Source organism: Ruegeria sp. CH11 (assembly GCF_056537105.1).
This window is the reverse complement of the sequence record NZ_JBQFQX010000005.1, coordinates 124,211-150,050: the sequence shown is the minus strand read 5'-3', so window position 1 is coordinate 150,050 and position 25,840 is coordinate 124,211. Positions and strand designations below refer to the sequence as shown.

Genomic DNA, 25,840 nt, shown 5'->3' with positions numbered 1-25,840 from the left:
TTCTCGGCACGACCCCACGTTTGGCCAAATGCGGCTGGTATTCCAATGCGGCCACACGCAAGACCTTGCAGCCCCTGCGATCCGTGTTACCTCTTGATCCATGGTCGATATCTTCCTGCGCACTTTACCTTTTTTTGCGATCATCGGCCTGGGATACGGTGCCGGTCGCAGTGGTTTCTTCACCGAGCAGGCGACGGCTTACTTAACGAAGTTTGTGTTTTTCTTTGCCTTATCGGCAATGCTGTTCCGCTTTGCCGCGACGCTGCCTTTTGACGAGATATTCAACGGCAGGCTTGTTCTGGGTTACCTTTTGGGTACGCTCACCGTCTATGCTCTTGCAACTTTGGTTGCCTGGATGCGGGGGCTGGACATCCCGACCGCCGCCATCGAGGCGCAATGCGCAGCGATCGGAAACGTCGGTTTTCTGGGGCTGCCTATGCTGGCGCTGCTGTTCACGCAGGCAGCGATCGGCCCCGTGATGCTGATTCTGGCTGTCGATCTTGTCGTGTTTTCGTCCTTGATCGTCATATTGATAAATGGTGGCCGCGATGGACGGCTGACTGTGAACACTTTCAGATTGATTGGCCTTGGCCTGATAAAAAACCCAATGATCGTGTCCATTTCTGGAGGATTGATCTGGTCAGCGCTGAACATCCCCATGCCTGACCCGTTCAACGACTTCCTGACAATTCTGGGCGGTGCGGCGACTCCGGGCGCGCTTTTTGCCATCGGCGCATCGCTGGCCAGCAAGTCTGCCGAACGCATGCAGATCGCCGCATGGCTGAGTTTCTGCAAACTTGTGATACATCCCCTTTGCATCGCAATTGTTCTGATCTGGCTCATTCCGGTCGAAACCTTTCCGGCCTCGGTCGCGATTGCCGCAGCCGCTCTGCCGGTTGCGGGAAATGTCTATATGCTGGCGGCGCATTACAATGTCGCCCCGCATCGCGCGTCAGCGGCAATCCTGCTCTCAACGCTGGCCAGCATCCTGACCTTGCCATTTGTCATTGACTGGGTCGGGGGGCTTTGACCCGAAGGGGGCGAAAAATACAACGGTTATGATGCAACGGTCTTTACGCTCGCAATCAGGATCGTTAGCGATTGTGCAAACCCAAAGTAAGGAAAGTGTCTGATGGAAACCGTTTCGGAAAATGCCTGTTTTGACGGAGTGCAGGGCGTGTACCGCCATGCCTCCTCGGCGTGCCAATGTGACATGACATTTGGTCTGTTCCTTCCGGCCGAAGCCAAGGATGGCCCAGTTCCGGTCCTGTGGTATTTGTCGGGCCTGACCTGCACGCACGAAAACGCGATGACCAAGGCCGGTGCACAGGCCTGGGCGGCGGAACAGGGCATTGCTGTTGTCTTTCCTGACACCTCGCCACGCGGCGAAGGCGTGGCGGATCATGACGACTATGATCTTGGACAGGGTGCGGGATTTTACGTGAATGCGACAGAAAGGCCCTGGGCGCCACACTTTAAGATGTGGGATTACGTGACCGAGGAGCTACCGGCGCTGCTGGCAGAGAACTTCGCCGTTGACATGGACCGTCAGGCGATCACAGGTCATTCGATGGGTGGTCACGGCGCGCTAACATTGGCGATGAACCTGCCAGGCCGGTTCCGGTCGGTTTCAGCCTTTGCGCCGATTTCGAACCCAACGGGTGCGGATTGGGGTCGCAAGCAATTGGCAGCCTATCTTGGCACAGACGAGACGGCATGGGCCAAGCACGATTCGGCGCATTTGATGAAGGAGAAAGGTTTCGCTGGACCAGTCCTGATTGACACCGGTGCCAATGATCAGTTCATCGACCTTCTGCGGCCGGAAGCGCTGGCACAGGCCATCGCGGAACGCCGCCAGCAAGCCATATTCCGGCTGCAACCCGGCTATGACCACTCGTATTTCTTCGTGTCCACCTTCATGGAAGACCACATTACCTTCCACGCCGAGGCGCTTTACGGGGACTGAGGTATGAGCAAATTTGACTATGACCTGATCATCATCGGCTCGGGCCCATCGGGGCGCGCTGCAGCGATCCAGGCAGGCAAGCTGCAAAGGCGGGTCCTGGTGGTCGACCGCAAGGACCGGTTGGGCGGGGTATCCGTGCATACCGGCACGATCCCGTCCAAAACGCTGAGAGAAACCGTTTTGAACCTGTCCGGATGGCGCGAGCGCAGCTTTTACGGGCGGTCCTATCGCGTCAAAGATCAGATCCGCGCCGAAGACCTGAAAGCGCGCCTGCACATGACGTTGGATCACGAAGTTGACGTGTTGGAGCATCAGTTCAACCGCAACCACGTGGAAACGCTCAACGGTCTTGCCCGGTTCGTGGGCCCGCATGAGGTTGAAATCGCAACAGACGCGGGCGAAACCACGCGCCTAACGGCTGCAAAGTTTTTGATCGCAACCGGCACCAAGACCTATCGTCCGGATTATGTCCCCTTCAACGGTAAAACCATCGTCGACGGAGACGACTTTCTGGAAATGGCGGAAATCCCCCGATCCCTGTGCGTGATTGGTGCGGGTGTCATCGGCGTTGAATATGCCACAATGTTCTCGGCACTGGATGTTCGCGTGACGCTGATCGAACCTCGCGATACGTTTCTGGACTTCATCGACAGCCGCTTGATCCACGATTTCACCCATCAAATCCGCGAGAATGGCGTCGACCTACGGTTGGGTTCTGCGGTCGAAAAAATCGAAGATGCTGGCGGCCATGTTGAGGTCACGCTGGAAAACGGACGACATGTCCGCGCCGAAATGCTGCTGTTTGCAGCGGGCCGCATGGGGGCGACCTCGGCGCTCAATCTGGATGCGGTCGGGCTGACCACCGACCACCGCAACCGGATTGAGGTCGACCGCAAGACCTACCAAACCGAAGTACCGCATATCTATGCGACCGGTGACGTGATCGGGCATCCGTCGCTGGCCTCGACCTCGCTGCAACAGGGTCGCGTGGCGGCCTGCCATGCGCTGGAAACGCCCACGCTGCCCGAAAGCCCATGGTACCCCTATGGCATCTATTCGGTCCCCGAAATCTCCACCTGCGGTATGTCCGAGGAGGAGTTGCAGGAACGCGGAATCCCCTATGAGGTCGGCGTGGCGCGGTTTCGCGAAACCTCACGCGGGCATATCATGGGGCTTGAGCACGGGATGCTGAAGATGCTGTTCTCGCTCAAGACCCGCAGGGTTCTGGGCGTGCAGATCGTCGGCGAGGGTGCGACCGAGTTGATTCACATTGCGCAGGCGGTCCTGAACCTGAAGGGCACGGTAGACTATTTCGTGCAGAACACGTTCAATTACCCAACGCTGGCAGAGGCTTACAAGATCGCCGGGCTGGACGCATTCAACCGGATGCCGATACCGGACGAGTTCAAGGTGCGAAAGAAACCCACTGAAACATCCAAATCAAAGGCAAAGAGCGCGTGACAACGCTGTTCGTCGATGGCGACGCCTGCCCGGTCAAGGCCGAGGCCGAAAGGGTCGCAACCCGTCACAAGGTGCGGATGGCGCTTGTGTCGAATGGTGGGCTACGCCCGTCGAACAACCCCTTGGTTCAGGTCATTATCGTATCCGAGGGGGCGGACGAGGCCGACAAGTGGATCGCGGAAAGATGCGGTCCAAAGGATGTGGTGATTACATCCGATATCCCGCTTGCAGCCAAATGTGTGGAAGCCGGGGCGCGGGTGTTGCGCCCCAACGGCGAGGTGTTTACCGCCGCCAATATCGGACAGCAACTGGCCATGCGCGACTTGATGGCCGACCTGCGTGCGGCCAATCCCTTAGGCTCTGGCGGTGGCGGCAAACCCTTTGGCAAGGCCGACAGATCCCGGTTTCTGGATTCACTTGAACGCGAGCTGCGCGCTGCACTTAGGGCGTAGGGCTCCCGCCCGTCCCGGTCGCATCAAAGATGCGCCCGATCCGGTTGGGCCAGGCAGCGCTTCGCGCTGCGGGTTCGAGCTTGCAACCGGCGGCGGAGATTGGTTTTTTCGCCCTATCAGCGACTCGGACACAGGATCGTATCATGACAATTGAAGCTGTTGTTTTTGACATCGGAAACGTTCTGATCGAATGGCAGCCCGAGCGTCACTATGATCGCGTTATCGGTGAAGAGCGCCGACGAGCGATGTTCGCAGAGGTCGATCTGCACGGCATGAATGATCTGGTCGATCAAGGACATCACTTTACAGATACGATCTATGAATGGGCCGAAAAATACCCGAAGTGGCGTAATGAAATCCGCATGTGGCATGACGATTGGATCGAATTGGCAGCGCCTGAAATCCCGCACTCGGTTCGCTTGTTGAGAGCGCTGCGCGCGAACGGAGTGCCGGTTTTTGCTCTGACCAATTTCGGGGTTCAGAATTTCGACTACGCCACCTCCGTCTATCCATTCCTGGACGAGTTCGACCGGCAATATGTGTCCGGGCGCATGAAGGCCGTCAAACCTCATCCACCGATCTATCAGATGGTCGAGGCCGACTGCGGGCTGGACCCGTCAGCCCTTCTGTTTGCCGATGATCGGCTTGAAAATATCGAAACGGCCCGATCCAGGGGCTGGCGGACCCATCACTTTGACGGGCCGCAAGGTTGGGCCGATCGGCTTGTGTCAGAGGGGCTGCTGCTGCCGGAACAGGCAATCTAGGTCACGCCGCGACCGAGGATGGCGCCCGGTTTTCACGGATCGGAAGATGCACGATGGCGCTGAACGCTCCGATGGCGACACCGATCCACCAGACCGTTGTGTAGTCGCCATATTGATCGTACATGCGGCCGCCGAGCCAAACGCCCAAAAAGCTGCCGATCTGATGGCTGAGGAAAATGATGCCGTACAGCGTGCCCATGTAGCGCAGGCCATAGAGATGCGCGACCAAACCAGATGTCAGCGGCACGGTGGCCAGCCAAAGCGAGCCCATCACCAGCGAGAACGCGATGACCGACAAAGGAGTGATCGGGAATATTATGAACAATGCAGCCGCCAGTGTTCGTCCCGTATAAACACCCGCCAGCAGGTATTTTTTGGGAAAGCGGCTTCCAGCCCACCCGGCCAAAAGCGTGCCGCCAATATTGGCCAACCCGATCAGGGAAATCGACACCGCCCCTAGCGCCGAAGTCGTCGTGATCCCGATGGAATGCAGCACCCCGCCGGGTTGAATTGGCCCGCACATTTCGGTCACGAAGGCAGGGAAATGGGCGGTGACAAAACCCAGCTGATAACCGCAACTGAAAAAGCCAAGAAAGATCAAGGCATAGGATGGGTCGCGCAGTGCTTTGCCTAGAATCTGCCCCATGCTCTCTTGCAGTTCGGCTTTGCTTGCGACCTGCGGTGCTCGCATAAAAGGCAAGGTCATGATCAACGCCAAAATGGCGATGGCAAATACGATAAACACCTGTTGCCAGGGCAGGAAACTTAGCAACCATTCCGCCGTGGGCGCGCCAAGCACCTGTCCGAAACTGCCAGCCGCAGTGACAATGGCCAGTGACATCGAGCGATTTTCGTCCGAGGAGGCGCGACCGACAACCGCCAGAACCACACCAAACCCGGTTCCCGCAATTCCGAAACCGACCAGCCAGGCATACATCTGATGACCAAACGGCGTCACCGACCACGCGGACAGCACCAATCCGGCTGCGTAAGTAAGCGCGCCCAGCACGATTGCGCGCCGGTCGCCGACTTTTTCAGCGATGGCAGCAAAGATTGGTTGGCCGATACCCCAGGCCAGGTTCTGGATTGCAATGGCCATCGAAAAATCTGTCCGCAGCCAGCCGAATTCCTCCGCTATGGGGATCTGGAACACACCAAACGAGGCCCGCACCGCAAAGCTGACGGTGATGATGATGCACCCGACGATCAAGATCGGGTTCAGCAGACGTGCGGATTGTTGCATTGGGTCCTCAGCGCATTGGCAAAAAGGACGTTAGCGGGATTTTGCACCCGGTCAATTCACGAGTTTTGACCTGACGGATAAGCAAAATTGATGCGCCCGCCAAATGCTTGCTTTTCAACATGCAAACTGGGCGCTATGGCTCTGATATGACGGATCTGACTTCGCTTTATGAGGCGCGCATCGCCGATGGTTCGCTGACCCGGGACACGGCGCAAGAAGCCGTCCTGCCCCATTTCGACCGTATCAGCGCAGCACTGGCGGCGCCTGTCAAACGCGGGCTTTTCCGAAAGGCTCCACCGCCGCCAAAAGGCTTGTACCTGTGGGGCGGCGTTGGTCGCGGCAAGTCGATGCTGATGGACATGTTCGTTGATACGCTGGGGGATATTTCTGCGCGGCGTGTCCACTTTCACGCATTCATGCAGGAAATTCACTCGGGCCTGCACAAGGCGCGCGAAGACGGTGTCGAAGACGCCTTGGCCCCAGTCGCCGAGAAGGTGGTGAAATCTGTACGGGTTCTGGCCTTTGACGAGATGCAGATCACCGACATCACAGACGCGATGATCGTTGGCCGCCTGTTCGACCTGCTGAACGCGGGGGGTGTCGTGGTGATTACGACCTCGAACCGGCACCCGGATGATCTGTATAAGGACGGGCTGAACCGACAGTTGTTTCTGCCCTTCATCCAGCACATCAAAGATCAACTGCAAGTGTGGGAGATGGTTTCGCCCACCGATTATCGGCAGAACCGACTGGAAGGCTCGCCGGTCTATTTTTCGCCAATCGGCCCCGAGGCGCGGGCCAAGATCCGCGCCGTTTGGGATGACCTGTCCGGTGGTCCTGCCGAGCCTTTGGCGCTGCAGGTCAAAGGGCGCGAGGTCGCCCTGCCCGCCTTCCGCAACGGTGTGGCGCGCGCATCGTTTTATGATCTGTGCGGGCGCATGTTGGGCCCGGGGGATTACCTGGCGGTTGCCGAAGCCCTGAAGGTGCTGGTGTTGGAGGATATTCCACAGCTGTCGCGCAACAACTTCAACGAGGCCAAGCGGTTCGTCACCCTAATCGATGCACTCTACGAAGCGAAGGTCAGGCTGATCTGTTCAGCGGCAGCCGAGCCCGAGATGTTGTATGTCGAAGGCGAAGGCACGTTCGAGTTCGAACGCACTGCCTCACGTCTGCGGGAAATGCAGGACAAGGATTGGGGAAAGTAAAGCGCGGCACCTCGCAAGAGATCTGTAAGGGAGATACTCAGCCGTTTTCGCGCAGAACGTTCCCCGCCAGATAGAGCGAGCCACAGATCAGAACACGCGCCTGCGGGTCGTTTTCGGTGATCTCACGCAGCGCGTCAGACACGCTGTTGGCCGTCTTTGCGGGCAAATCGACTTGTGCCGCAGCGGCGGCGGTGTCGTCGGCGGGCAGAGTGTTCATCTCTCCGGGTATCGAAACGGCGGTCAGGCTGTCCGCCTGATTTGCAAGTGGCGCAAGATAACCGGTCACATCCTTGGTATTGAGCATCCCGCAGATCATGTGGGTCGGTTTCTTAGGCAGCATCGCCAGGACATCAGCAATCGCGTGACCTGCGGCGGCATTGTGGCCCCCATCCAGCCAAAGCTCGGCCTGAGGGGCTTGCGTGACAAGCGGTCCGGTTTTCAGCCGTTGCATCCGAGCGGGCCATTCGGCCTTGGTGACCGCGGCCTCATAGGCGTCTTCACCCAAATCCAGATGGCGCAAGACAGCCAGCGCCGCCCCCGCGTTCACGATCTGATGCGCGCCAAGCAGGTTCGGCAATGGCAGATCGCGCAGGCCAGTTTCGTCCTGATAGACAAGGCGACCGTTTTCCTTGTGGACGTGCCAATGCTGACCGTGCACCAGCAGCGGTGCACCCAGACGCGCGGCGGTGTATTCGATGACCTCCAGCGCTTCGTCTTCTTGCGGGCCAACAATGCAGGGTACACCGGGTTTGATGATCCCAGCCTTTTCCGCCGCGATCTTGCCCAGCGTGTCGCCCAGAAACTGCTCATGATCGATCGAGACCGGTGTGATCACTGTCGCGACCGGCTGTTCAATGACATTGGTGGCGTCCAAACGCCCACCCAGACCGACCTCAAGCAGCGTAAAGTCGGCGCGCGCCCTCGCGAAAGCCAGCAGTGCTGCGCAAGTCGTAATCTCAAAATAGGTAATGTTCTCACCACCATTGGCGGCGTAGCACTCGTCCAGAACCGCAGACAAAGCAGGCTCGGAAATCAGCTCGCCAGCAAGGCGGATACGCTCGTGGAACCGAGCCAGATGCGGGGAGGTATAAGCGTGGGCCGTCAACCCGGACCCTTCAAGCCCCGCACGGATCATCGCCTGAGTCGATCCCTTGCCATTGGTCCCGGCAATGTGGATCACGGGTGGCAGCTTGGTCTGCGGATTGTCCAGCGCAGCCAACAGGCGCCACACACGATCCAGCGTCAGATCGATGATTTTCGGGTGCAGCGCCATCATCCGGTCAAGGATGACGTCCGAATTCGCAGTTGTCATTTCTGGTCCGCGCCCTTGGCGGGTGCCGGTTCCTCTTCGGGTTCAGGCGCGGGCAAATCGCCTTTGACGGCGGGGGGTTGATTCATCAGCATGCGCGTGATGGTAATCAGCTCTTCGCGCATCTCGGTCCGTTTGGTGACGCGGTCCAGCATGCCGTGATCCAGAAGATATTCGGCGCGCTGGAACCCTTCGGGCAATTTTTCACGAATGGTCTGTTCGATCACCCGTGGTCCGGCGAAACAGATCAGCGCATTAGGCTCTGAGATATGAACATCGCCCAACATTGCGTAAGACGCAGTCACGCCACCCGTCGTAGGGTGGGTCAGGACGACGATGTAGGGCAAGTTGGCCTCTTTCAGCATCTCGACCGCAACAGTAGTCCGGGGCATCTGCATCAGGCTCAGGATACCTTCCTGCATACGCGCGCCACCGGCCGCAGAAAATAGGATCAACGGGCGTTTGAGTTTTACCGCCTCTTGCGCGGCGGCAATGATGGCGTTGCCGACATACATGCCCATCGAGCCGCCCATGAACGAAAAATCCTGCGCGGCGGCCACGATCGGCGTGCGCCCGATTTCACCCGTGGCAACAAGCATTGCTTCTTTTTCGCCGGTCTTCTTCTGTGCCGCCTTCATGCGGTCGGGGTATTTCTTCTGATCGCGGAAATGCAGCGGGTCATCATTGGGGGCGGGAACCGCTACCTCGGTAAAGATACCGCCATCAAACAAGTGACCGAACCGGTCGCGCGGTGTGATTGCCATGTGATGTCCGCATTGCGTGCAAACGTTCTGGTTCTCTGCAAGTTCGCGGTGAAACAGCATCGTTCCGCATTCATCGCATTTGTGCCAAAGGTTTTCCGGCACTTCCCGGCGCGAGAAGATCGAATTGATCCGAGGGCGGACGTAGTTTGTGATCCAGTTCATGTCGGAACCTTGCTGATGCGATGTTGACGTCAAATAAGACGCCCGCGCAGGAAATGCAATCAGCGCCTGAGCGCAAGCCGTGCTGATAACCACGCGACGATCATCAATCCAAAATCCACATAGAGCCACTGTCGGAGCAATCCGGTGTCGGTCGCGTCAAATGGAACGTGATACAACGCCAAACCACCCAGCATGTCCGGCAGGGAAAACAACAACAAGGCCGAGGCATTGTTGCAGAAATGCAGGGCAATGGCGGGGCCCAGTGTACCTGACCGTGCGGTCAGGTCTGCGGTCAACACCCCAAAAACCCCAGCCCAGATCACAACCAGCATCGTGTTCTCACCCGATGCGCCGGGATCGTAGTGACCGACTGCGAACAGCACCGCAGGCACGCCCATCCAGATAACCGGGGCACGGAACCGGGCAGCAAGGCTTTGCTGCAGGAAGCCACGAAACAGAATCTCTTCGGCGCTGGTCTGAATCAGAACGGCACCAACGGACAACGGCAAAAGCAAAAGCCATTTCGACAGGGGCAGATTCGGAACCAACGGTGCGCCCATGCCATAAGGTGGCAGAACAAGCACGACAGCAGCTAGAAGGACCAGAACCCGAAACACGCGCCAGAACTGCCGCAGCGCCAACGCTGGTGCGCCGATTACTGAGATCAACGCCCGGTGCTGAAACTGCCTGGCCGCCAGGGCCACACCGACTATCGCAAACACAAAACTGGTCAGAATGACAAGTAATGCCGATGGGGTTGAACCTTGCAACAATGACTCGGCCCAATTCGGACCAGCGGTACTCGCAACAATGGCAAACACCGCCGCATTCGACAACGTGACTACAAGACCGATGACGCACAGCCCCACCAGCAACCGCCACAGTTCAGGATATTCCCGCACAGGCTTGACCAACATCTCATGGCTGGAATAGGTCGCGCGCTGCATCCTATCCGGCATGGTTTGTCTCGGGCTCGTCGCCCAACGGCAGATTGGACAACCGCACCCGCTCTCCCAATGTTGTCAGGTAGCCCGCCACAGTTTCCAGCAATTGCATCGCGACGATTGCGTCGCTTTCCACAACCGCTCTGAGCTCCTCAGCTCCGATCCGCAGGAAGGTACAGTGCTGCGTCGCAACCAGATCGATTTGTCGTGGTTCGCCAGTAATCACCGCCAAATCCCCGATCAGGCGACCCGGCTCGATCGTGCTCAGAGGCCGGCGCTCGCCATCTTCGGTCTCCCAGTACAGATTGGCTTCTCCCGAGATGCAAAGATAGGCTGCGTCCGGGGCCTGACCGCGGGCAAAGATTGTCTGCCCCTCGGCAGCTTCGTACCATTGCGCGGAAAACGCCAACAGACGCTGGTTTCGTCCATCAAGCCTTGAGAACAGTTCTGTCGAGGAGATGATCTTGAGCTTACGACTCAGGTCATCGGACAGGTCGTCTTCATCCTCGACCCTGGTCCGAGACACGCCGTCGATGCGGCCCTCCTTGATTTCGACAAACAGATCATAGGCTTCCGGATGGGCGAAATGGTCCTCCATGAAGATCATGATGGATTGAGGCAGCAACTCGCGCAGTTTCAGCCGCGTCCGCAGACGGCTTTCGGTATCGTGGCTGGCCAGCGCCTTGTCGAGGATCAACACATCGGGACGCTTGATCCCTGCCCGCGAGAAAGAGACGCGTTCCTGAAAAACCGTAGGCAAGTTGTTTCCACCCAGCCCCGCTGGCAAATCGTAGATGATCGCCGCTGCCTGGCGGCGCAAATCGGCTTCGCTCAGGATCTCGGCGACCAGGTTTTCGATCTCGTCCGCCTTGGCACCGGCCATGAGCGATACGCGCCCATAGAGCGCGTTCTCCAGCGCGGTCAGGCGTGGCAGATAGACATCCGGCGCGAGCGGAACAAACATCCCGTCCATCGTATTGCGCAACTGTTCGGCCTGGTTTTGACGAATGGACAGGATCTTTTCTTTGTACTCTTCGGGAAAACTGGGACCGATCTGTTCGGCAGTCAGCATGAAGGGCACGGTTAGCAGCAGCGTCCGCTCCTGTAGGCTGATCTCATCATCGCCCTTGGCCCGTCTGCGGTCCTCGATATCCAGCAAACGGTGATACATATCCTTGGACAAGCCCAGCCTCAGAAACAGCGGGTGGTCAGTTCCGTCGCGGCCGAAGGTCTGGTTCAGGGTATCCAGCACCGCCTCGGCGATCGCAAGCGCATCATCGTCCAACCCGTGCGCTGTCAGCACTGACAAAAAGCGTCCGTCCGCTGCAAGCGACTCGGCCGAGATTTCCTTTTTAGGGGCGGAAAACAGAAGGTTACCACCTAACGGGACAGCCGGATTGAACCGGTCGGACTCGAACCGATAGACGTATTGGTCCAATCCGGATTCCTTGAGCCGTTCTGCGATTTTGCCGCGCAAATCGACGATTTCCTGCGCCAGCTCAGGGTGCAGTTCGGGGTCGAACTGGGACCGCAACGTGCGCCGGAACATGAACTCGTCAATGCCCATCGCTTCGACCAGCTGGAACCACCAGTTGCGGATCTCTTCGATGTCATCCAAACCGGCCAGAGCCGGATCGATCCATTCATCGCTCAGCGAGTCTGGTGGATTGCCTGCGCGCACGGCCTCGATCTGACGGCGGGATGGCAGTTTCAATGCATCGCTCTCATGCTGCGGATGGGTGCGCAAAGGCATCAGCAGGTTGTCACCCAAAGTGCCGTCAAACAGGTAAGGCCGCGAATGAGCATAGCCGATCCGCGCCGCGATGACCTTCTGGTGCAACTCGTTCAGCCTGTGCCCGGCCATGACGACGTCGCCCTGAACCGGCAGAACCTCGCGCGTCAACAATTGCGCCAACGCTGTGCGTTCCGCTGCATGGGTCGCCTTGATCGCCACGCGTGCGCCCTGAGGGATGGTCAGGTCGATATCTTCGAGGATGGTCTTGCCGTCATCATCCCGCACGGTGACATTGCGCAGTTCGATGTCCCCGGTCAGATGTGGGATGGTTTCCGGTTCACCCTCGAACAGTTCTTCTGGGATCATGCCGGATGGTGCGAAGCGTTCGGTCACGATCTCCCACCGAAGCGACATGTCCTGAACCTGATTGTAATAGGTTAACAGGTCCTTCCAAGGACCGCTCAGGTCCTTGTAGGCACCCAATGCCGCCACCAGGGCGCCAACGGTTACCTCACCCGTGATCGCAAGGTAGCCACCGACCGAGTAGAACAGAAACGGTGTCATCTGCGTGATCAGGTTGTTGAGGAACTTCATGAAGAATTTCTTGTTGTAGATCTTGAAGCGGATCTCGAACAAGGTTCCCAAACGGTGGCTGAATTGGGCCAACCGATAACGCCAGCCGCCATTGGTGCGCAGATCGCTGATACCTGCCGCACTTTCGCCGATCTCCGAGCTCAGGTGACGGACTTCCTGAATGCGGTCCTTGTTCAACAGGTTGATCTGGCGTTGCAATTTGGGGATCAACCAGGCTTGCAAAGGTATAAGCGCAATGCTTGCCAGACCGAACCAGACGCTTTGCATGAACAGAAATGTCACGATCGTCATCATCTGACCAAACTGAAACACGGGCTGCGCGATGGCGTCGCCCATCAGTCCGCCCATGGGTTCAGCCTCGGATGTGATCATAGACACCAGCTCTCCCTGACTGGTGGCGGCGAAATAGGAATTGGGAAACCGCATCGACCGGCTGATCAGCGTGAACCGCAGGCGGCGCAACATGCGTTCCGCCAGAATTCCCTTCATCGTGTTAATGCGCATCTTCATCAGACCACTGGCGATGACCGTGGCCAGAAACGCGAAACACAAGATCAGCAGGTACTGAATCTGCGTAACCGTGAAGCCGAAGAACGTGACCGTCGCGGTCGGCGCACCAATGGCATCGTTGATGATCTGCTTGGGCAGCTCCAGCGAAGCGTATAGGAACGGAAACGACAGAACCGTAAGCACCAGCAACACAAGCTGCTGCTTTTTCGAGTATTTCCAGATGAATGAAAATAGGGTGCGTTCCATGCCCCTGCCCTGTCTTGTTAATCAGTGTTTTTCGGAAACGATGAAAACGCCGCGCCCTGCGGTCGCCGAAGGTACGTGGCCCCCTCACCTAATGCAAGAATGCGCGAATACAAGCCAGGTGAAGCGCCATTATCGTTCGAGATACCAAAAAATTCATCACCCTTGGCTTATGGGTATCTTTATTCTCTCCCCCGATTTTGACTAAAGAGGGATAGGATTTGGGAACCGATGCTATGGGCAGAATTCTAGACCGCCATATTCATCGCCGCGTTCTTTCGCGGTGGCTGCGCGCCGAGCAAGATGCCGATCATGCCCCGATTGCTGACCTGCGCAAGCGACGCGATGAGGCGCGGCAGCTTAGGGCGCGCCTGGACCGTCTGATTCAGAAAGCCGACGGGCGACTGGTGCGACCTTTGATCGGGTCGACCCGTTTCTCAACGCCGCTGGGTACCGACTGGTCCTGGCGCCCGGACCTCTGGCGCGAGCCTCTGCACCGCGCGGGTCTGGCCTCGGCCCCACGCAAGGCGAAATTGGACGGTCAGGTCACCCTATTTCACGATTGCCCGCTGGCCGAGATCGCAATGCGCCAGATACGCAACCGCCGCGACAGGGATCTTGCGCCGTTTTCGCTGGCCATCGAAACCTTTGGCTTTGACGGTTCGTTTCTGTCCCTGTCCGTCGAACTGCCCCCGACCGTCGCCAGAGGGCTGACCCGCCAGCATCTGATGCGACTGGATTGCCTGTTGGAAAGCGAACGTTCGATCAGGATTTTCGCCCGCTTGAACGTTCAGCATGGCCCCAATACAGAAGAGGTGTTGCGCGAACTTGATACCAGCGCATCACAAGTATCGGTAGATTTCGACCTGGCACATTTGACACTGAACGAGCGGCGGATAGAAAAGCTGTGGCTGGATATGATCCTGGAAGACCCGGCTATGAACAAACTGGTGCTGCGTGATCTGACCCTATGCCGCCATCACCGGGCCGATCTTTGAGGGACTCCGAATTGACAGAGATCACCCTGACCCCCACCCGGTTTGAAAACGCCTTATGGGAAGCACACATTGCAGCGGAAACGGAACCTCGTGTCGAAGCGGTCTATTTGGGCGCGGCGCTCCCGGATGTTGCGCTGATCCAAAATGCCGAGGGGTGGACCCTCCGTGTGCCGGTTCCCAACGCCGCCTTGTCGGATGGTGTTCACTGCATCGTCATCTACAACCAGGATACAAAGGAAAAGCTGGGCGATTTCACCATCATCGCCGGTGAGCCCGCCGCTGCGGATCTGCGAGCCGAGATTGGATTGCTGCGCGCCGAGCTAGACATGCTGAAACGCGCCTTTCGCCGGACAAATACGCCCGAAGACTGACGACTCGGCACTTCTTCGCGGGGCTGCAAAGCCAGTTTTTTCTATCAATTTCACCGGTTGCGTGCATCATTGGGGCATTCCAGACAAACCGGGTGGCTCCATGAACCGCAATAGTATCCTCAAGGTCATTGCCCTGATGGTGACGGGGTTTGGCATCGGTATCGATTTCACCGGCGCGCTGATGCTGGTTCCCGCCATCGAAAACAGCTTTGATTCAGACATCACCAGCACCCAATGGGTTCTGAACATCTATGCGCTGTTTTTTGCGATGACCATGGTGGCCGGAGGGCGCCTGGGTGACATGTATGGCCATCGCAAGGTGATGATCATCGGGCTGGCGATTTTCCTGTTCGCCTCGGTTCTGTGCCTTGTTTCACCCGGGTTGGACTATCTGATCGGTGCGCGCGCGTTGCAGGGCATTGGCGCGGGCTGCGTCTGGCCCTGCACGCTGGCGTTCGGGGCAACGAAAGTTTCAAAACCGAAACATCGCGCGCTGGTCATGGGACTAATTCTTGCAGGCGTAACCACAGGCAACGTCTTTGGACCCCTGATCAGTGGGGCGGCGGTCAGTTTTGGCGACTGGAGGCTGTTCTTCCTGGCCAACGTCATATTCTCGAGCGTTTCGATGGTCACGGCGATCATCTTGTTGGAAAAGGAAACCAAACACAAACAGGGCGAGCACATTGATTTTGCCGGTGTCGGCATATTGTCGGTCGCTGTTCTGCTGCTGCTCTACGCGCTGGATGTTGGGGCAGATTGGGGTTGGACATCGGCTCCGCTTCTGTTGCTGTTTGTGCTCAGCGCGGCGCTGTTCGTGCTGTTTCCAAGGATCGAAAAGCGCGTGAAGGAACCGCTGCTACTGCCGCAGCTAATGCAGAACCGAGAGTTTCTGATCACCCTCGGCCTGAACATGTTCAACGTGGCCGCCGCGTTTGTCGGGTTGCTGTATTTCCCGCAATACATGCAGAAGGTTCTTGGATGGTCGGTCTTCCAGTCGGCTCTGGGCCTCGCCCCGCTGACCTTGTTGCTGGCGGTCGGATCCATAGTTTCAGGGACGCTCTACAACGACTTCGGCCCCAAGCGGCTGCTGTTTTGGGGTTACGTTTGCGCCACAGTAGGTGCCGCAAGTGTCGTTGTTCTTCCTGCAGGGTTCGGGTACTTCCAGATCCTGCCCGGTATGGCAATGATCGGCCTGGGCGCGACATTGACCGTAGGCCCATCCGGTACCGCTGCCGTCTGTGCGGTCAAGCCCGAACGCGCTGGTCTGGTCGGCGGGCTCAGCTTCATGACACATCTTGTGTACGGGGCCATCGCGGTCGCTTGTGCCACAGCGATCATGTATGTCACCAGCCTTGCCAGTCTGGGCAAATCGCTTGCGGCTGACGGGATTTCTCTGTCGGACGCCGACCAAAGGACGATCAATGGCGGTACTCTGGATACGCCATCCGCGCAGGCTGTATTGCACAACCTCAGCGCAGCAGAGGCGGAAAAGGTCAGATCAGCCCTCGCGGCGGCTTTTGACAGCGGCATGAACATGGCGTTTGTGTTTGCCACATTCTCGGTCGCTGTCGGAATTGTTCTCGCGCTGATGCTGGATGAGAAAAAACTGCATAAAGTTGAAGGGTAGCCGCAAAGTGAAAGGGCCGCGACTGGCGCGGCCCTTTATCGTTTACTGCGACGGACCATTCGGTCGGAACGCCGACAGCCCTTTGAGGATATCGATCGCGTAGGCCAATTGATAATCCTGCTCGCGCAGCTCGGCGGTCGCCTCGGCCTTGGCGCGGTCTTCTTCGATCTGACGGATTTCATCTTCGCTGAGGCTGTCATTGTTCAGACTGCCCCGCAGATCCGCCTCTGACCGGGTGCGGGCGTTGGATTCCTCTTCCTCTTCGGTCGCGGGTTCCGGGCGCGGTTGTTCGACGATGATATCCGGGCTGACACCCAACGCCTGGATCGACCGGCCAGACGGTGTGTAGTAGCGCGAGGTCGTCAGGCGCATGGCCCCATCGCCGCGCAGTGGCATGACCGTTTGAACCGATCCTTTACCAAAGCTCTTGGTGCCCACGACGATGGCGCGGTTGTGGTCTTGCAAGGCGCCGGCCACAATTTCAGATGCGGATGCCGACCCGCCATTGATCAGAACAACGATCGGCTTGCCACCGGTCAGATCACCAACGGTGGCATTGAATCGCTCGCCATCCTCTGGGTTGCGGCCGCGGGTCGAAACGATTTCGCCTTCGTCCAGAAACGCGTCGGACACCTTGATGGCCTGGGTCAGCAACCCGCCCGGATTGTTGCGCAAGTCCAGAACAATGCCGTTGACGTTTTCAAGGCCACCGGCCTCATCGATCTGCTCTTCCAGACCTTCCTTGAGATTGGGATAGGTCTGATCGTTGAACGTCGTCACCCGCAGCACCACGCTGGTGCCCTCGGTACGCGCGCGTACGGCGGTCAGCTTGATCGTGTCGCGGATGATCGTCACGTCGAACGGCTCCGACTCGCCCTCGCGTACAACGGTTATCACAATTTCTGAACCGACAGGGCCGCGCATCAGGTCAACGGCGGAATCGAGTGTCAGACCAAGGATGCTTTCGCCATCCACATGGGTGATGAAATCACCAGCCTCAATCCCGGCCTCATCCGCTGGAGTGCCATCGATAGGCGAGACGACTTTAACAAAGCCTTCCTCCTGCGTGACTTCGATGCCCAAGCCGCCGAACTCGCCACGCGTCTGCACGCGCATCTGCTCGGCATCGTCGGGCGACAGATAGCTGGAATGCGGGTCAAGCGAGGTCAGCATACCGTCAATCGCGGCCTCGATCAGATCATCTGTCTCGACCTCTTCGACATATTGCGCGCGAATACGTTCAAAGATGTCGCCGAACAGGTCGAGTTGCTGATAAACGTCAGCCTTCCTTTCGGCCTCTTGCGCCAGCAGCGGACCCGCGATCTGAGTGGTTGCTACAATCCCTGCCACAGTACCGGCCAGACCGGCCATCATAAATTTCTTCATACTCGTTTATCCATCCTTGTTTGTCCGGAACCAACTGTCCGGATCAACGGGGCTGTTGTCTTGTCTTACCTCTATATAGAGCGTTTCTGACCGGTCAGTTCCAGTGCCATCACCGCTTGTTGACATAATAGCGCCGATTCCGGGCGTTTCTCCGGGCATAAGCCCGACCGGAGTGCCTGCGGGGATGACCTGACCGGGCTGACCATAGACCTCTTGCAAGCCTGCAAATACAAACAACAACCCCGGCTGCGGTTCCAGAATGACCAGATTGCCAAGATCCAGCAACGGCCCGCGATAACGGATTGTGGCTGCGGTGGGCGACACCACGAGCGCGCGAGGGCGCGTACCCAACACAAGACCCGGACGGGTAACGCCAGCAGCATCCGTCTCGCCCGCGCGATGCAGAATAACGGCCTGGGTCGGTAATTCGACCTGGCCTTTGCGGGCCGATATGTCGGCGTCGGTCTCGGCAATCGCACCACCAGAGATTTCGGACAGACCGCTGGCAAACCCGTCCAGCGTTTCGGTTGACGAGATCAGGATCGCCGTTCGCACCGGATCTTCAACAAAGCGGCGCGGCAGATCGGTTCGATCAGCTATGGCATTGCTCAGTTGCGTGCGCGCATCCTGTACTCCGGTCAGCCCTTCGGTCAGCGTATCCGCCGCGTTTTGCTGCAAGGTCCGCAGCGTTTGCACTTCGTTCAGATCATTGGCCAGAGATTGCGCCCGCGCGTTCAGGCCCGGGGTCACCTCGGACAGCATCATGCCGGTGCGCGCGGCCCCCAGCGGCCCCGAAGGATGCAGCATCAGTACCGGTGGCGCTGTTGTTTCAATGGTCTGGAGAACTCCGAGCAGCTGGGCGACGTCTTCCTCGCGCGCCTGCAACTCTGCGGTCAGCTGCGCCTCGCGCAGCGCAGCGCGCCTCAGGCCATCACGCATCGCGGACAGGCCGGTTTCGTAGGCCTGAATGGTGTCGGTCAAGGCGCGGACGCGGTCGCGCGCGCTGTCTGCTTCGCTTAGGGCGACCGAGGCTTGTTCCAGCTGCGCCGCAGCCTCCAGCGCCGCCTGCGACGGATCGCTTTGCGCCATCGCCGCGCCGGGGCACAGGGACATTGCGAGACAAAGCGCGCGTAACCTCATTTGATCAGGCTTTCTCCGGTCATTTCGGACGGCTTGGGCAAACCCATCAGGTCCAGAATTGTCGGTGCAAGATCTGACAGGCGCCCATCACGCAACACGGCATCCGCCGGACCGCCAACCAATGCAACCGGAACCGGGTTCAGCGTATGCGCGGTGTGGGGGCCACCAGTCTCAGGATCGACCATAAGTTCGCAATTTCCGTGATCGGCGGTGACAATCATCGCGCCACCCGCCTTTTCGAGCGCTGCAACGACCTGAGCCAGCCCCTGATCCACGGCTTCGCACGCTTTCATGGCCGCCTGAAGATCGCCGGTATGGCCAACCATGTCCGGGTTCGCGTAGTTGGTTACGATCAGGTCATAACCTGCCTCGATCGCCTCGACAAATTTGCGGGTCACTTCCGAGGCAGACATTTCCGGTTGCAGATCATAGGTCGCGACTTTGGGCGATTTGGGCATATAGCGGTCCTCGCCTTCTTCAGGCGTTTCCTTGCCGCCGTTGAGAAAGAACGTCACATGCGGGTACTTTTCGGTCTCGGCCAGCCGGAACTGTCGCAGCCCCTGCTTGGCGACCCATTCACCCAAAGTGTTCACGATTTCCCGTTTGGGAAATACCGTCGTCATATATGTGTTGTGGCCATCCGAATACTCGACCATGCCCAAAAGCGCGGCAAGCTGCGGACGTGGGCCGGTGTCGAAGTCCGAAAACCCAGGCTCACCAATTGCGCGTAGTATTTCGCGCGCCCGATCAGCGCGGAAGTTCAGACAAAAGAAGCCGTCACCGTCCTTTAAGCCATCGAATCCGCTCAGAACTGTCGGAACGATGAATTCATCCGTCTCTGACAGGTTATAGGCCTGATCCACCGCAGACCGGGCGCTTTGCGCGGCGCGCCCCTGCCCGTTGATCATGGCAGCGTAGGCCTCGGACACACGTTCCCATCGATTGTCCCGATCCATCGCAAAGTAGCGACCGCAGACAGTGACAATGTGGGCATTGTCCGGAAGGCGTTCCTCAAGAGCGTCAACGTAGGTCAATGCCGATTTCGGGGCCACATCGCGCCCGTCGGTTATCGCATGCAAGGCGACCGGCACCCCCGCATCCGTGATCGCCCTGGCAGCGGCGACAATGTGGTTCAAATGCCCATGTACGCCACCGTCCGAGATCAGCCCCATCAGATGCGCGGTTCCGCCTGTTGCCTTCACTTGGGTAATGAAGGCTTGCAATGCGTCATTTTCGAAAAAAGTGCCATCCTCGATTGCCAGATCGATCTGCCCTAGATCCATAGCGACCACCCGACCCGCGCCGATATTGGTATGACCAACTTCGGAATTTCCCATCTGGCCACTGGGCAGGCCCACATCAGGTCCATGAGTGATCAATTTGGCGTGCGGGCCATTAGACATGATCGCGTCAAATGTCGGTGTGTTCGCCAGCAAAGGTGCGTTAGCAGTCGTGTCATCTGAAAGCCCCCAACCGTCGAGAATGCACAGGACTACGGGCTTGGGGACGGTCATTGATGCTCTCCGATGGCTGCTCTTGACGTCTCTTCTATCCCCTGCCCGCGCGGGGGTGAACCGCCTTTTGCCATGGGTTAATCAAAATTAACGTACATGGTCTTTGTTGTCGGTGCGACGTCGCGCCCTATGATAGCGGCCTGTTGAGGCACAATTCGTGACCGCCTTCGGAAAAATCGAATCCGCATCGGCTTGACGCGGGTTAGTCACGCGCGTGTCGGCACCGATGCGTCTGTGTTCGAGTTGTCAAAAGCGGCAGCTTAGCCTTCCATGCGTTGCAGCATCTTTTTCGCACGCTTGCACTGCAACTGATCACGCAAAGGGCTGTCGGGGTCGATATCTTTTTTGCAAACCACGCATTTATCCGCGCCCGAGATCGCATTCAGCCCGCCGCAACTGCCCTTGATCGTCTTGCCCATAAGCATGACGCCCAGCGACATACCAACCATGACGATCAGAAGCAGCCCAAAGGCCAAAATAAATGTGGTCATCCCGGTTCCTACCTGTCAGTTGGTCCCCAGCGCGTCCTTGAACGCGCTGCTTTGTACGGTGATATAGGCATCGTCGCCACTTGTCACATCCCGCGAGATGAAGAACACGGCAATTTTATGCTGTTCTGCCAGTTCCAGGCCCTTTTCCTGACCCAGCGCCAGCATCGCAGTCGCCCATGCGTCCGCCATCATTGCGTTCTCTGCCAGAACAGTCACCGAGGTCGTACGGTGCGTGATCGGACGCCCGGTCGTTGGATCGATGATATGGGAATAGCGCACACCGTCCTGTTCGAAGAAATTTTTGTAGTCGCCCGAGGTCGCCATGCCCAGATCAGCGACAGGAACGACCATCTGAATGCTCTGCGCACCAGCCTCGGGTTTTTCGATTCCGATACGCCAGCTTTCGCCCTTGTCGTTTTCGCCTTTGGCAACCAGGTCGCCGCCGATCTCAACCATGTAATCTTCAATCCCCTCCGCGCTCAGGGTTTCGGCAACCGCATCAATGCCATAACCTTTGGCGATGGCAGACAGGTTGATCCCAACACCGCCGTCGGATTTCGTCAGGGTTCCTGCCTCTTGGTCCAAGGTCAGCAGACGATCCTGCCCAACAGCATTCAACGCGGTCTGGATTTCGACCTCCGACGGCACCGGATCTTCCGGTTTGCGCGGGCCAAAACCCCATAGTTCGATCAGCGGGCCAAGCGTCACATCAAATGTACCGCCCGACTTTGCGTGAACCTCGTTCGCGGCGGCCAGAACCAGCGCAAATTCCTTGGAAACCGCCACCGGGTCCGTGCTGGCTGAGGCAGAGAATGTCGACACTTCCGAGTTCGGGTCCCAGTTTGACATCTTGGCGTTAACGTCAGCCAAAGCCTCTTGCACCGATGCCGCCAGCGCCTCTTCGTCCAGATCGTCCCCGATTGCGGTGATGTTGAACGTCGTGCCCATGGTTTCGCCCGACAGGCGGACCACGTCCGGTTCGTCGCCGAACAGGCAACCGGTCAGGGAAAGCGTCAAAGCCAGGGCTGTCAGGTGGCGCATCTTGAAACCTCGTGCGAGAACTGTGCCCGGCGTATGCCAGCGCCCCCAGTCAGAGTCAAACCGGGCCTAGAGTTTCAGCGGCAAAAACCCCAACGCCAGCAATCCGAGCGCGGCCGGAACCCCGAATATCCAGGCACGTGTTTTCCAGCCGGGTGCTTGCTGCTTCCAAACCCTCCGGAAATTATGACCGCAAATGACCACACCCAGGAAGATCGCCACAGCCACGGGAGGGGTCAGGTACAGGTGGCTCATGCGATAGAAATTCCCTGCGATGCGGCGCAGTTGCGCCAGATTTCCAATTTGCACCCTATACAGGACTTTCCCCTGCGATAAGGTAGAAGAGACAGCCAATACCCAAGTCTGAGGAGACCGTCCATGGCCCCAAGCTCTTACCAGCCGCCTACACGCGGCGACAAGGCCGATGCCACCACCCGCAGCCAGTCGATCGAGTCGAATTTGTCGCATTCCAATACAACCGTGGCAAAGCTGCTGGAAGGCAAAGGGGACGCCGTGATCGCCGTTCGGCCCAACGACACCATTCATTCGGTCGTCGACATTCTGCGCGACAAACATATCGGCGCGGTCGTGGTGACCGATCAGAACGGCGCTTTGCAAGGCATCCTGTCCGAACGCGATATTGTACGCCGCATGGCGGACACACCCGGTCAAACCCTACCGCAATCGGTCGAGGAGCTGATGACCCGCGACGTGCAGACCTGTGCCCCCGAAGACAATCTGAACACGGTTCTTAAAACCATGACCGAAGGCCGGTTCCGCCATATGCCGGTTTTGAGTGACGGCAATTTGCGCGGCGTTATCACCATCGGCGATGTGGTTCATTTCCGTTTGAAAGAACTGGAATACGAGGCGCTTCGTATGAAGCAGATGATCGTCGGCTAGCGACGCCGCAACTTGTCAGCCTAAAGACGGATGACGCCGGCGCGATCGGTGCAAAGAAACCTGACCTGACCGTGTGACACCTCAGCTGCGGTCAGGATATTGGTGGCAAACGCGCCGGTATCCACCGAAATCACTCCGTTCGCCACCGCCGGGTCCGTGACAATCGTGTGGCCGTGGATAACCCATTGCCCGTCCTTACGCTGTCGCTGGGGGAACTGGCGATGGCCCCAAAGGCAAGTCTGTCGGGATTGATTGCCAACGGGCTTGCCCGGATCAAGCGCTGCGTGAACAACGTTGACGTTGCCGTTGGTCCAGACCAGAGGGCGGTCCTGTAGCCAGCTGAGCAGGGTCTCGCCCATCTCGCTGCGCAATCTGTCGGCGATCTTTTCGGCACCGTCTGTCAATACAGTTTCATCGCTTATCCCGAACGACGCCAAGGTTTGCGCCCCTCCATTGCGCAACCACATTGCCGCCGATGGGTGCGGGTCGTCGAGAAACCCTAAAAGCATCTCCTCGTGATTGCCCAACAGACAGATGAATTCGCGTTGGCTATTGCTGAGTTCGTGGACCAGGCGCAGCACCTGAGCGCTGTTTTCCCCGCGATCGATATAGTCGCCGACAAAAACAACCGGGCAATTCGTATCCAGTTCCGGCAACAACTGCTCTAACAGATCGAGACGTCCATGCACGTCTCCAATAACGTAAAACCGCGCGTCCGGCGCCAGCGTCGACGGCGCCCAATCGCACTTTGGCGCAAAGAACAGGTTTTTGATCAATCGCATCACCATTGGCCATGATCCCTACCCTGCCAACGCTATTGCGGCAATTGCGGATTGCCACCTCTGCCTGCTGCCGGCGACAACGGCATTTACCCGCGTCGGATCACATGTTCATATCCCCGGACATCTTTGCGCGCCCGTATATGTGGCCGTGCGGAACCAGCACAGGAAGGATTGTTTGCCCATGGTGACCAAAGCGCAACTCGAGACCGAGTTGGAAAAGCTTCGAACACGTAATGCCCAGTTGGCGGCAAAGGCCGAAAACACCCCGGCGAACGACAAGGATTCCGACGCATCCACACCGAACAAAACGGCCGAGGAAATCAAAGCGTTGCTGTCAGAACATGGCATTGATCTGACAAAGGCCGAAGAGGTCGGCGAAAAAGTCGTGGCCGAATTCGGTCGCCTGCAAAAATCATATCCCATCACGACCCTGATCGCTGCGTTTGCGCTGGGCTATCTGGTTGGTCGAACACAAAAATAGGAAAATAATCATGAACCGGATCAGCAGGAATTTGACGACGATCTATCGAACCGAGCGGCTGATTACGCGGCGCCGATTGGCGGTTATGCAGCAACAGACCATCTTGATGGTCTTGGCCGGTATCGCGGCACTGGCTGGGCTGGTTCTGCTAAATGTTGCATTCTTTTTCGCGCTGAAAGCCTGGGTTTCGCCCGCCTATGCGGCCGCGATTTTGGCGGTTGCAAATCTGTTTCTGTCCGGGCTGCTTGTGTTGTTCACCAAAAGCATCAGTGCCGAGGCCGAAATCGCCCCAGCGATCGAGGTTCGCGATATGGCTATCACCGATATCGAGGACGAGCTTGAGGACATGGCGGCGGACGCGAGAGATCTTGTGCAAGCCGTCAAGAATATCGGAGCAAACCCCTTCGGCGCGCTTCCGGCACTTTTGGTGCCGATCCTGTCTGCGCTTCTAAAGGAAAAGCGGGACGAGTAAGTCGGCCCGCCCATAGAAGAAAACCGGCGCCAAAAGCGCCGGTTCCCCAAGCTCTACCCGCCGAAATCGTCGAGCATGATGTCTTCGCGGTCCACGCCCAGATCCAGCAGCATGTTAATGACCGACTGGTTCATGATTGGCGGACCGCACATGTAATATTCGCAATCCTCAGGCGCGGGGTGGTTCTTGAGGTATTCGTCGAACAGCACGTTGTGAATGAAACCTGTATAGCCCTTCCAGTCGTCCTCGGGCTGGGCATCCGACAGCGCCACATGCCAGTCGAAATTATCGAACTCTTTGGCAAGCGTGTCGAAATCCTCGACAAAGAACATCTCTTTCTTTGACCGCGCACCATACCAGAAGCTGATCTTGCGGTTACGGTTCTCAAGGCGCTTGAGCTGGTCGAAGATATGGCTGCGCATCGGAGCCATGCCTGCACCACCGCCGATAAACACCATCTCTTTTTCCGTCTCGCGGGCAAAGAACTCGCCGAACGGACCCGAGATCGTGACCTTGTCGCCCGGCTTGAGGTTGAAGATGTAGGACGACATCTGACCAGCGGGAATACCCTCAGAACCCGGAGGCGGCGAGGCAACCCGAACGTTGAGCATGATCATGCCTTTTTCGTCCGGGTAGTTTGCCATCGAGTAAGCACGTTCGATCGGTTCGCTCACCACGGACTTGTATTGCCACAAGTTAAAGCGATCCCAGTCCTCGCGATATTCCTCTTCAATGTCGAAATCAGTGTAGGCCAACTGGTGCGCGGGTGCTTCGATCTGGATGTAGCCACCAGCGCGGAAGTTTACATCTTCGCCTTCGGGCAAATCCAGCGTCAGGGCCTTGATGAAGGTTGCAACGTTCTCGTTTGAGCGGACCGTGCATTCCCATTTCTTTACACCAAAGACCTCTTCGGGGACTTCGATATCCATGTCCTGCTTGACGGCGACCTGACAGGACAGACGATCGCCACAGGCAGCTTCGCGCTTGGTGATGTGGCTTTCTTCGGTTGGCAGGATCGATCCGCCACCGGAATGGACGCGTACCCGGCACTGGGCACAGGTTCCGCCGCCACCGCAAGCGGACGGTACGAACAGCTTTTCGGCCGCCAGCGTCTGCAGCAGTTTGCCGCCAGCAGGTACCGAGATGGTTTTCTCGCCGTTGATTGTGATGTTCACGTCACCGGTCGACACCAATCGCGAGCGTGCGGCCATGATGATGGCCACCAGAGCAATAACGATCAGGGTGAAAAGGACGACGCCCAGGCTAAAAGTTTCCATTGCGCCCT

General features: G+C 58.0%; 25 protein-coding genes. 12 read left to right on the top strand and 13 right to left on the bottom strand.

From position 1 onward, the window contains the following. Positions 1-100: 100 nt before the first annotated feature. From ACR0LX_RS10440 to ACR0LX_RS10420, 5 genes are all read left to right on the top strand, one after another. Entirely contained in the window at positions 101-1,030 is a 930-nt protein-coding gene (locus tag ACR0LX_RS10440) for an AEC family transporter (protein ID WP_480783664.1), read from the top strand. 102 nt (positions 1,031-1,132) lie between these two features. Continuing rightward, the gene (gene fghA, locus ACR0LX_RS10435; RefSeq protein WP_480783663.1) at positions 1,133-1,966 is read left to right on the top strand and encodes an S-formylglutathione hydrolase; all 834 of its coding nucleotides are present in this window, start codon (positions 1,133-1,135) and stop codon (positions 1,964-1,966) included. 3 nt (positions 1,967-1,969) lie between these two features. Next, on the top strand, positions 1,970-3,427 hold the full coding sequence (gene sthA, locus ACR0LX_RS10430; RefSeq protein ID WP_480783662.1) for a Si-specific NAD(P)(+) transhydrogenase: 1,458 nt from the start codon (positions 1,970-1,972) through the stop codon (positions 3,425-3,427). After that, on the top strand, positions 3,424-3,879 hold the full coding sequence (locus tag ACR0LX_RS10425; RefSeq protein WP_480574026.1) for a YaiI/YqxD family protein: 456 nt from the start codon (positions 3,424-3,426) through the stop codon (positions 3,877-3,879). Before sthA ends, ACR0LX_RS10425 begins: the two co-directional genes overlap by 4 nt. Positions 3,880-4,022: 143 nt before the next feature. After that, entirely contained in the window at positions 4,023-4,643 is a 621-nt protein-coding gene (locus ACR0LX_RS10420; RefSeq protein ID WP_480783661.1) for an HAD family hydrolase, read from the top strand. 1 nt (position 4,644) lies between these two features. On the opposite strand, the gene ACR0LX_RS10415 is transcribed toward ACR0LX_RS10420, so the two are convergent. Continuing rightward, positions 4,645-5,886 carry an MFS transporter gene (locus ACR0LX_RS10415; RefSeq protein ID WP_480783660.1) on the bottom strand — a complete coding sequence of 414 codons (1,242 nt, stop codon included), beginning with the start codon at positions 5,884-5,886 and terminating at the stop codon, positions 4,645-4,647. Positions 5,887-6,032: 146 nt separating this feature from the next. Here ACR0LX_RS10415 and zapE point away from each other — a divergent pair, with 146 nt between their 5' ends. Then, positions 6,033-7,091, top strand: a complete 1,059-nt coding sequence (gene zapE / locus ACR0LX_RS10410; RefSeq protein WP_480783659.1) for a cell division protein ZapE — start codon at positions 6,033-6,035, stop codon at positions 7,089-7,091. Between the two features lie 37 nt (positions 7,092-7,128). On the opposite strand, the gene ACR0LX_RS10405 is transcribed toward zapE, so the two are convergent. The 4 genes from ACR0LX_RS10405 to ACR0LX_RS10390 are packed head-to-tail and all read right to left on the bottom strand — an operon-like array spanning position 7,129 to position 13,355. Next, a complete protein-coding gene (locus ACR0LX_RS10405) occupies positions 7,129-8,403 on the bottom strand; it encodes a bifunctional folylpolyglutamate synthase/dihydrofolate synthase (protein WP_480783658.1) in 1,275 nt (424 codons plus the stop codon). Then, positions 8,400-9,326, bottom strand: a complete 927-nt coding sequence (gene accD / locus ACR0LX_RS10400) for an acetyl-CoA carboxylase, carboxyltransferase subunit beta (RefSeq protein WP_480783657.1) — start codon at positions 9,324-9,326, stop codon at positions 8,400-8,402. The genes ACR0LX_RS10405 and accD overlap by 4 nt, the downstream gene beginning before the upstream one ends. A 59-nt stretch (positions 9,327-9,385) precedes the next feature. Further along, positions 9,386-10,285 carry a CPBP family intramembrane glutamic endopeptidase gene (locus ACR0LX_RS10395; RefSeq protein WP_480783656.1) on the bottom strand — a complete coding sequence of 300 codons (900 nt, stop codon included), beginning with the start codon at positions 10,283-10,285 and terminating at the stop codon, positions 9,386-9,388. Continuing rightward, positions 10,275-13,355 (bottom strand): ABC transporter transmembrane domain-containing protein, encoded by a 3,081-nt coding sequence (locus ACR0LX_RS10390; RefSeq protein ID WP_480783655.1) that lies wholly within the window; start codon positions 13,353-13,355, stop codon positions 10,275-10,277. Before ACR0LX_RS10390 ends, ACR0LX_RS10395 begins: the two co-directional genes overlap by 11 nt. Before the next feature lie 233 nt (positions 13,356-13,588). Between ACR0LX_RS10390 and ACR0LX_RS10385 the strand changes: the two genes are divergently transcribed. The 3 genes from ACR0LX_RS10385 to ACR0LX_RS10375 all read left to right on the top strand — a co-directional run bounded on the left by ACR0LX_RS10385 (position 13,589) and on the right by ACR0LX_RS10375 (position 16,348). Then, entirely contained in the window at positions 13,589-14,350 is a 762-nt protein-coding gene (locus ACR0LX_RS10385) for a DUF6478 family protein (RefSeq protein WP_480783654.1), read from the top strand. A gap of 11 nt (positions 14,351-14,361) precedes the next feature. Beyond that, positions 14,362-14,721: a hypothetical protein gene (locus ACR0LX_RS10380; RefSeq protein ID WP_480783653.1), complete on the top strand. Its 360-nt coding sequence runs from the start codon at positions 14,362-14,364 to the stop codon at positions 14,719-14,721. 100 nt (positions 14,722-14,821) lie between these two features. Next, positions 14,822-16,348 (top strand): MFS transporter, encoded by a 1,527-nt coding sequence (locus ACR0LX_RS10375; RefSeq protein WP_480783652.1) that lies wholly within the window; start codon positions 14,822-14,824, stop codon positions 16,346-16,348. A gap of 42 nt (positions 16,349-16,390) precedes the next feature. Here the strand turns inward: ACR0LX_RS10375 and ACR0LX_RS10370 are convergent, their stop codons facing one another. From ACR0LX_RS10370 to ACR0LX_RS10345, 6 genes are all read right to left on the bottom strand, one after another. After that, complete coding sequence (locus ACR0LX_RS10370) at positions 16,391-17,734, bottom strand: S41 family peptidase (RefSeq protein WP_480574060.1); 1,344 nt, start codon at positions 17,732-17,734, stop codon at positions 16,391-16,393. Positions 17,735-17,740: 6 nt separating this feature from the next. Then, the gene (locus tag ACR0LX_RS10365; RefSeq protein ID WP_480783651.1) at positions 17,741-18,874 is read right to left on the bottom strand and encodes a murein hydrolase activator EnvC family protein; all 1,134 of its coding nucleotides are present in this window, start codon (positions 18,872-18,874) and stop codon (positions 17,741-17,743) included. Beyond that, positions 18,871-20,388 carry a 2,3-bisphosphoglycerate-independent phosphoglycerate mutase gene (gene gpmI / locus ACR0LX_RS10360; protein WP_480783650.1) on the bottom strand — a complete coding sequence of 506 codons (1,518 nt, stop codon included), beginning with the start codon at positions 20,386-20,388 and terminating at the stop codon, positions 18,871-18,873. The genes ACR0LX_RS10365 and gpmI overlap by 4 nt, the downstream gene beginning before the upstream one ends. Positions 20,389-20,648: 260 nt before the next feature. Continuing rightward, positions 20,649-20,879, bottom strand: a complete 231-nt coding sequence (gene nqrM / locus ACR0LX_RS10355; RefSeq protein WP_480574069.1) for a (Na+)-NQR maturation NqrM — start codon at positions 20,877-20,879, stop codon at positions 20,649-20,651. A gap of 15 nt (positions 20,880-20,894) precedes the next feature. Beyond that, on the bottom strand, positions 20,895-21,920 hold the full coding sequence (locus ACR0LX_RS10350; protein ID WP_480783649.1) for an FAD:protein FMN transferase: 1,026 nt from the start codon (positions 21,918-21,920) through the stop codon (positions 20,895-20,897). A gap of 66 nt (positions 21,921-21,986) precedes the next feature. Continuing rightward, the gene (locus ACR0LX_RS10345) at positions 21,987-22,226 is read right to left on the bottom strand and encodes a hypothetical protein (protein ID WP_480783648.1); all 240 of its coding nucleotides are present in this window, start codon (positions 22,224-22,226) and stop codon (positions 21,987-21,989) included. A gap of 69 nt (positions 22,227-22,295) precedes the next feature. Between ACR0LX_RS10345 and ACR0LX_RS10340 the strand changes: the two genes are divergently transcribed. After that, positions 22,296-22,820, top strand: a complete 525-nt coding sequence (locus ACR0LX_RS10340; RefSeq protein ID WP_480783647.1) for a CBS domain-containing protein — start codon at positions 22,296-22,298, stop codon at positions 22,818-22,820. A 20-nt stretch (positions 22,821-22,840) separates the two neighbouring features. Here the strand turns inward: ACR0LX_RS10340 and ACR0LX_RS10335 are convergent, their stop codons facing one another. After that, positions 22,841-23,602, bottom strand: coding sequence for a metallophosphoesterase (locus ACR0LX_RS10335; protein ID WP_480783646.1), 762 nt, complete (start codon positions 23,600-23,602; stop codon positions 22,841-22,843). Between ACR0LX_RS10335 and ACR0LX_RS10330 the strand changes: the two genes are divergently transcribed. Further along, positions 23,589-24,083, top strand: a complete 495-nt coding sequence (locus tag ACR0LX_RS10330; RefSeq protein WP_480783645.1) for a hypothetical protein — start codon at positions 23,589-23,591, stop codon at positions 24,081-24,083. The two genes, ACR0LX_RS10335 and ACR0LX_RS10330, sit on opposite strands and share 14 nt — an antisense overlap. Positions 24,084-24,093: 10 nt before the next feature. Further along, a complete protein-coding gene (locus tag ACR0LX_RS10325; protein ID WP_480783644.1) occupies positions 24,094-24,555 on the top strand; it encodes a hypothetical protein in 462 nt (153 codons plus the stop codon). Between the two features lie 53 nt (positions 24,556-24,608). Here the strand turns inward: ACR0LX_RS10325 and nqrF are convergent, their stop codons facing one another. Then, positions 24,609-25,832: an NADH:ubiquinone reductase (Na(+)-transporting) subunit F gene (nqrF, locus tag ACR0LX_RS10320; protein WP_480783643.1), complete on the bottom strand. Its 1,224-nt coding sequence runs from the start codon at positions 25,830-25,832 to the stop codon at positions 24,609-24,611. Positions 25,833-25,840: the final 8 nt, after the last annotated feature.

Coding starts and splice junctions, on each gene's coding strand:
- ACR0LX_RS10340 (WP_480783647.1), top strand. CDS start 22,296: ATGGCCCCAAGCTCTTACCAGCCGCCTACACGCGGCGACAAGGCCGAT.
- ACR0LX_RS10385 (WP_480783654.1), top strand. CDS start 13,589: ATGGGCAGAATTCTAGACCGCCATATTCATCGCCGCGTTCTTTCGCGG.
- ACR0LX_RS10325 (WP_480783644.1), top strand. CDS start 24,094: ATGAACCGGATCAGCAGGAATTTGACGACGATCTATCGAACCGAGCGG.
- gpmI (WP_480783650.1), bottom strand. CDS start 20,388: ATGACCGTCCCCAAGCCCGTAGTCCTGTGCATTCTCGACGGTTGGGGG.
- ACR0LX_RS10420 (WP_480783661.1), top strand. CDS start 4,023: ATGACAATTGAAGCTGTTGTTTTTGACATCGGAAACGTTCTGATCGAA.
- ACR0LX_RS10440 (WP_480783664.1), top strand. CDS start 101: ATGGTCGATATCTTCCTGCGCACTTTACCTTTTTTTGCGATCATCGGC.
- ACR0LX_RS10415 (WP_480783660.1), bottom strand. CDS start 5,886: ATGCAACAATCCGCACGTCTGCTGAACCCGATCTTGATCGTCGGGTGC.
- zapE (WP_480783659.1), top strand. CDS start 6,033: ATGACGGATCTGACTTCGCTTTATGAGGCGCGCATCGCCGATGGTTCG.
- ACR0LX_RS10350 (WP_480783649.1), bottom strand. CDS start 21,920: ATGCGCCACCTGACAGCCCTGGCTTTGACGCTTTCCCTGACCGGTTGC.
- ACR0LX_RS10335 (WP_480783646.1), bottom strand. CDS start 23,602: ATGCGATTGATCAAAAACCTGTTCTTTGCGCCAAAGTGCGATTGGGCG.
- ACR0LX_RS10375 (WP_480783652.1), top strand. CDS start 14,822: ATGAACCGCAATAGTATCCTCAAGGTCATTGCCCTGATGGTGACGGGG.
- ACR0LX_RS10395 (WP_480783656.1), bottom strand. CDS start 10,285: ATGCCGGATAGGATGCAGCGCGCGACCTATTCCAGCCATGAGATGTTG.
- ACR0LX_RS10365 (WP_480783651.1), bottom strand. CDS start 18,874: ATGAGGTTACGCGCGCTTTGTCTCGCAATGTCCCTGTGCCCCGGCGCG.
- nqrF (WP_480783643.1), bottom strand. CDS start 25,832: ATGGAAACTTTTAGCCTGGGCGTCGTCCTTTTCACCCTGATCGTTATT.
- fghA (WP_480783663.1), top strand. CDS start 1,133: ATGGAAACCGTTTCGGAAAATGCCTGTTTTGACGGAGTGCAGGGCGTG.
- accD (WP_480783657.1), bottom strand. CDS start 9,326: ATGAACTGGATCACAAACTACGTCCGCCCTCGGATCAATTCGATCTTC.
- sthA (WP_480783662.1), top strand. CDS start 1,970: ATGAGCAAATTTGACTATGACCTGATCATCATCGGCTCGGGCCCATCG.
- nqrM (WP_480574069.1), bottom strand. CDS start 20,879: ATGACCACATTTATTTTGGCCTTTGGGCTGCTTCTGATCGTCATGGTT.
- ACR0LX_RS10405 (WP_480783658.1), bottom strand. CDS start 8,403: ATGACAACTGCGAATTCGGACGTCATCCTTGACCGGATGATGGCGCTG.
- ACR0LX_RS10390 (WP_480783655.1), bottom strand. CDS start 13,355: ATGGAACGCACCCTATTTTCATTCATCTGGAAATACTCGAAAAAGCAG.
- ACR0LX_RS10370 (WP_480574060.1), bottom strand. CDS start 17,734: ATGAAGAAATTTATGATGGCCGGTCTGGCCGGTACTGTGGCAGGGATT.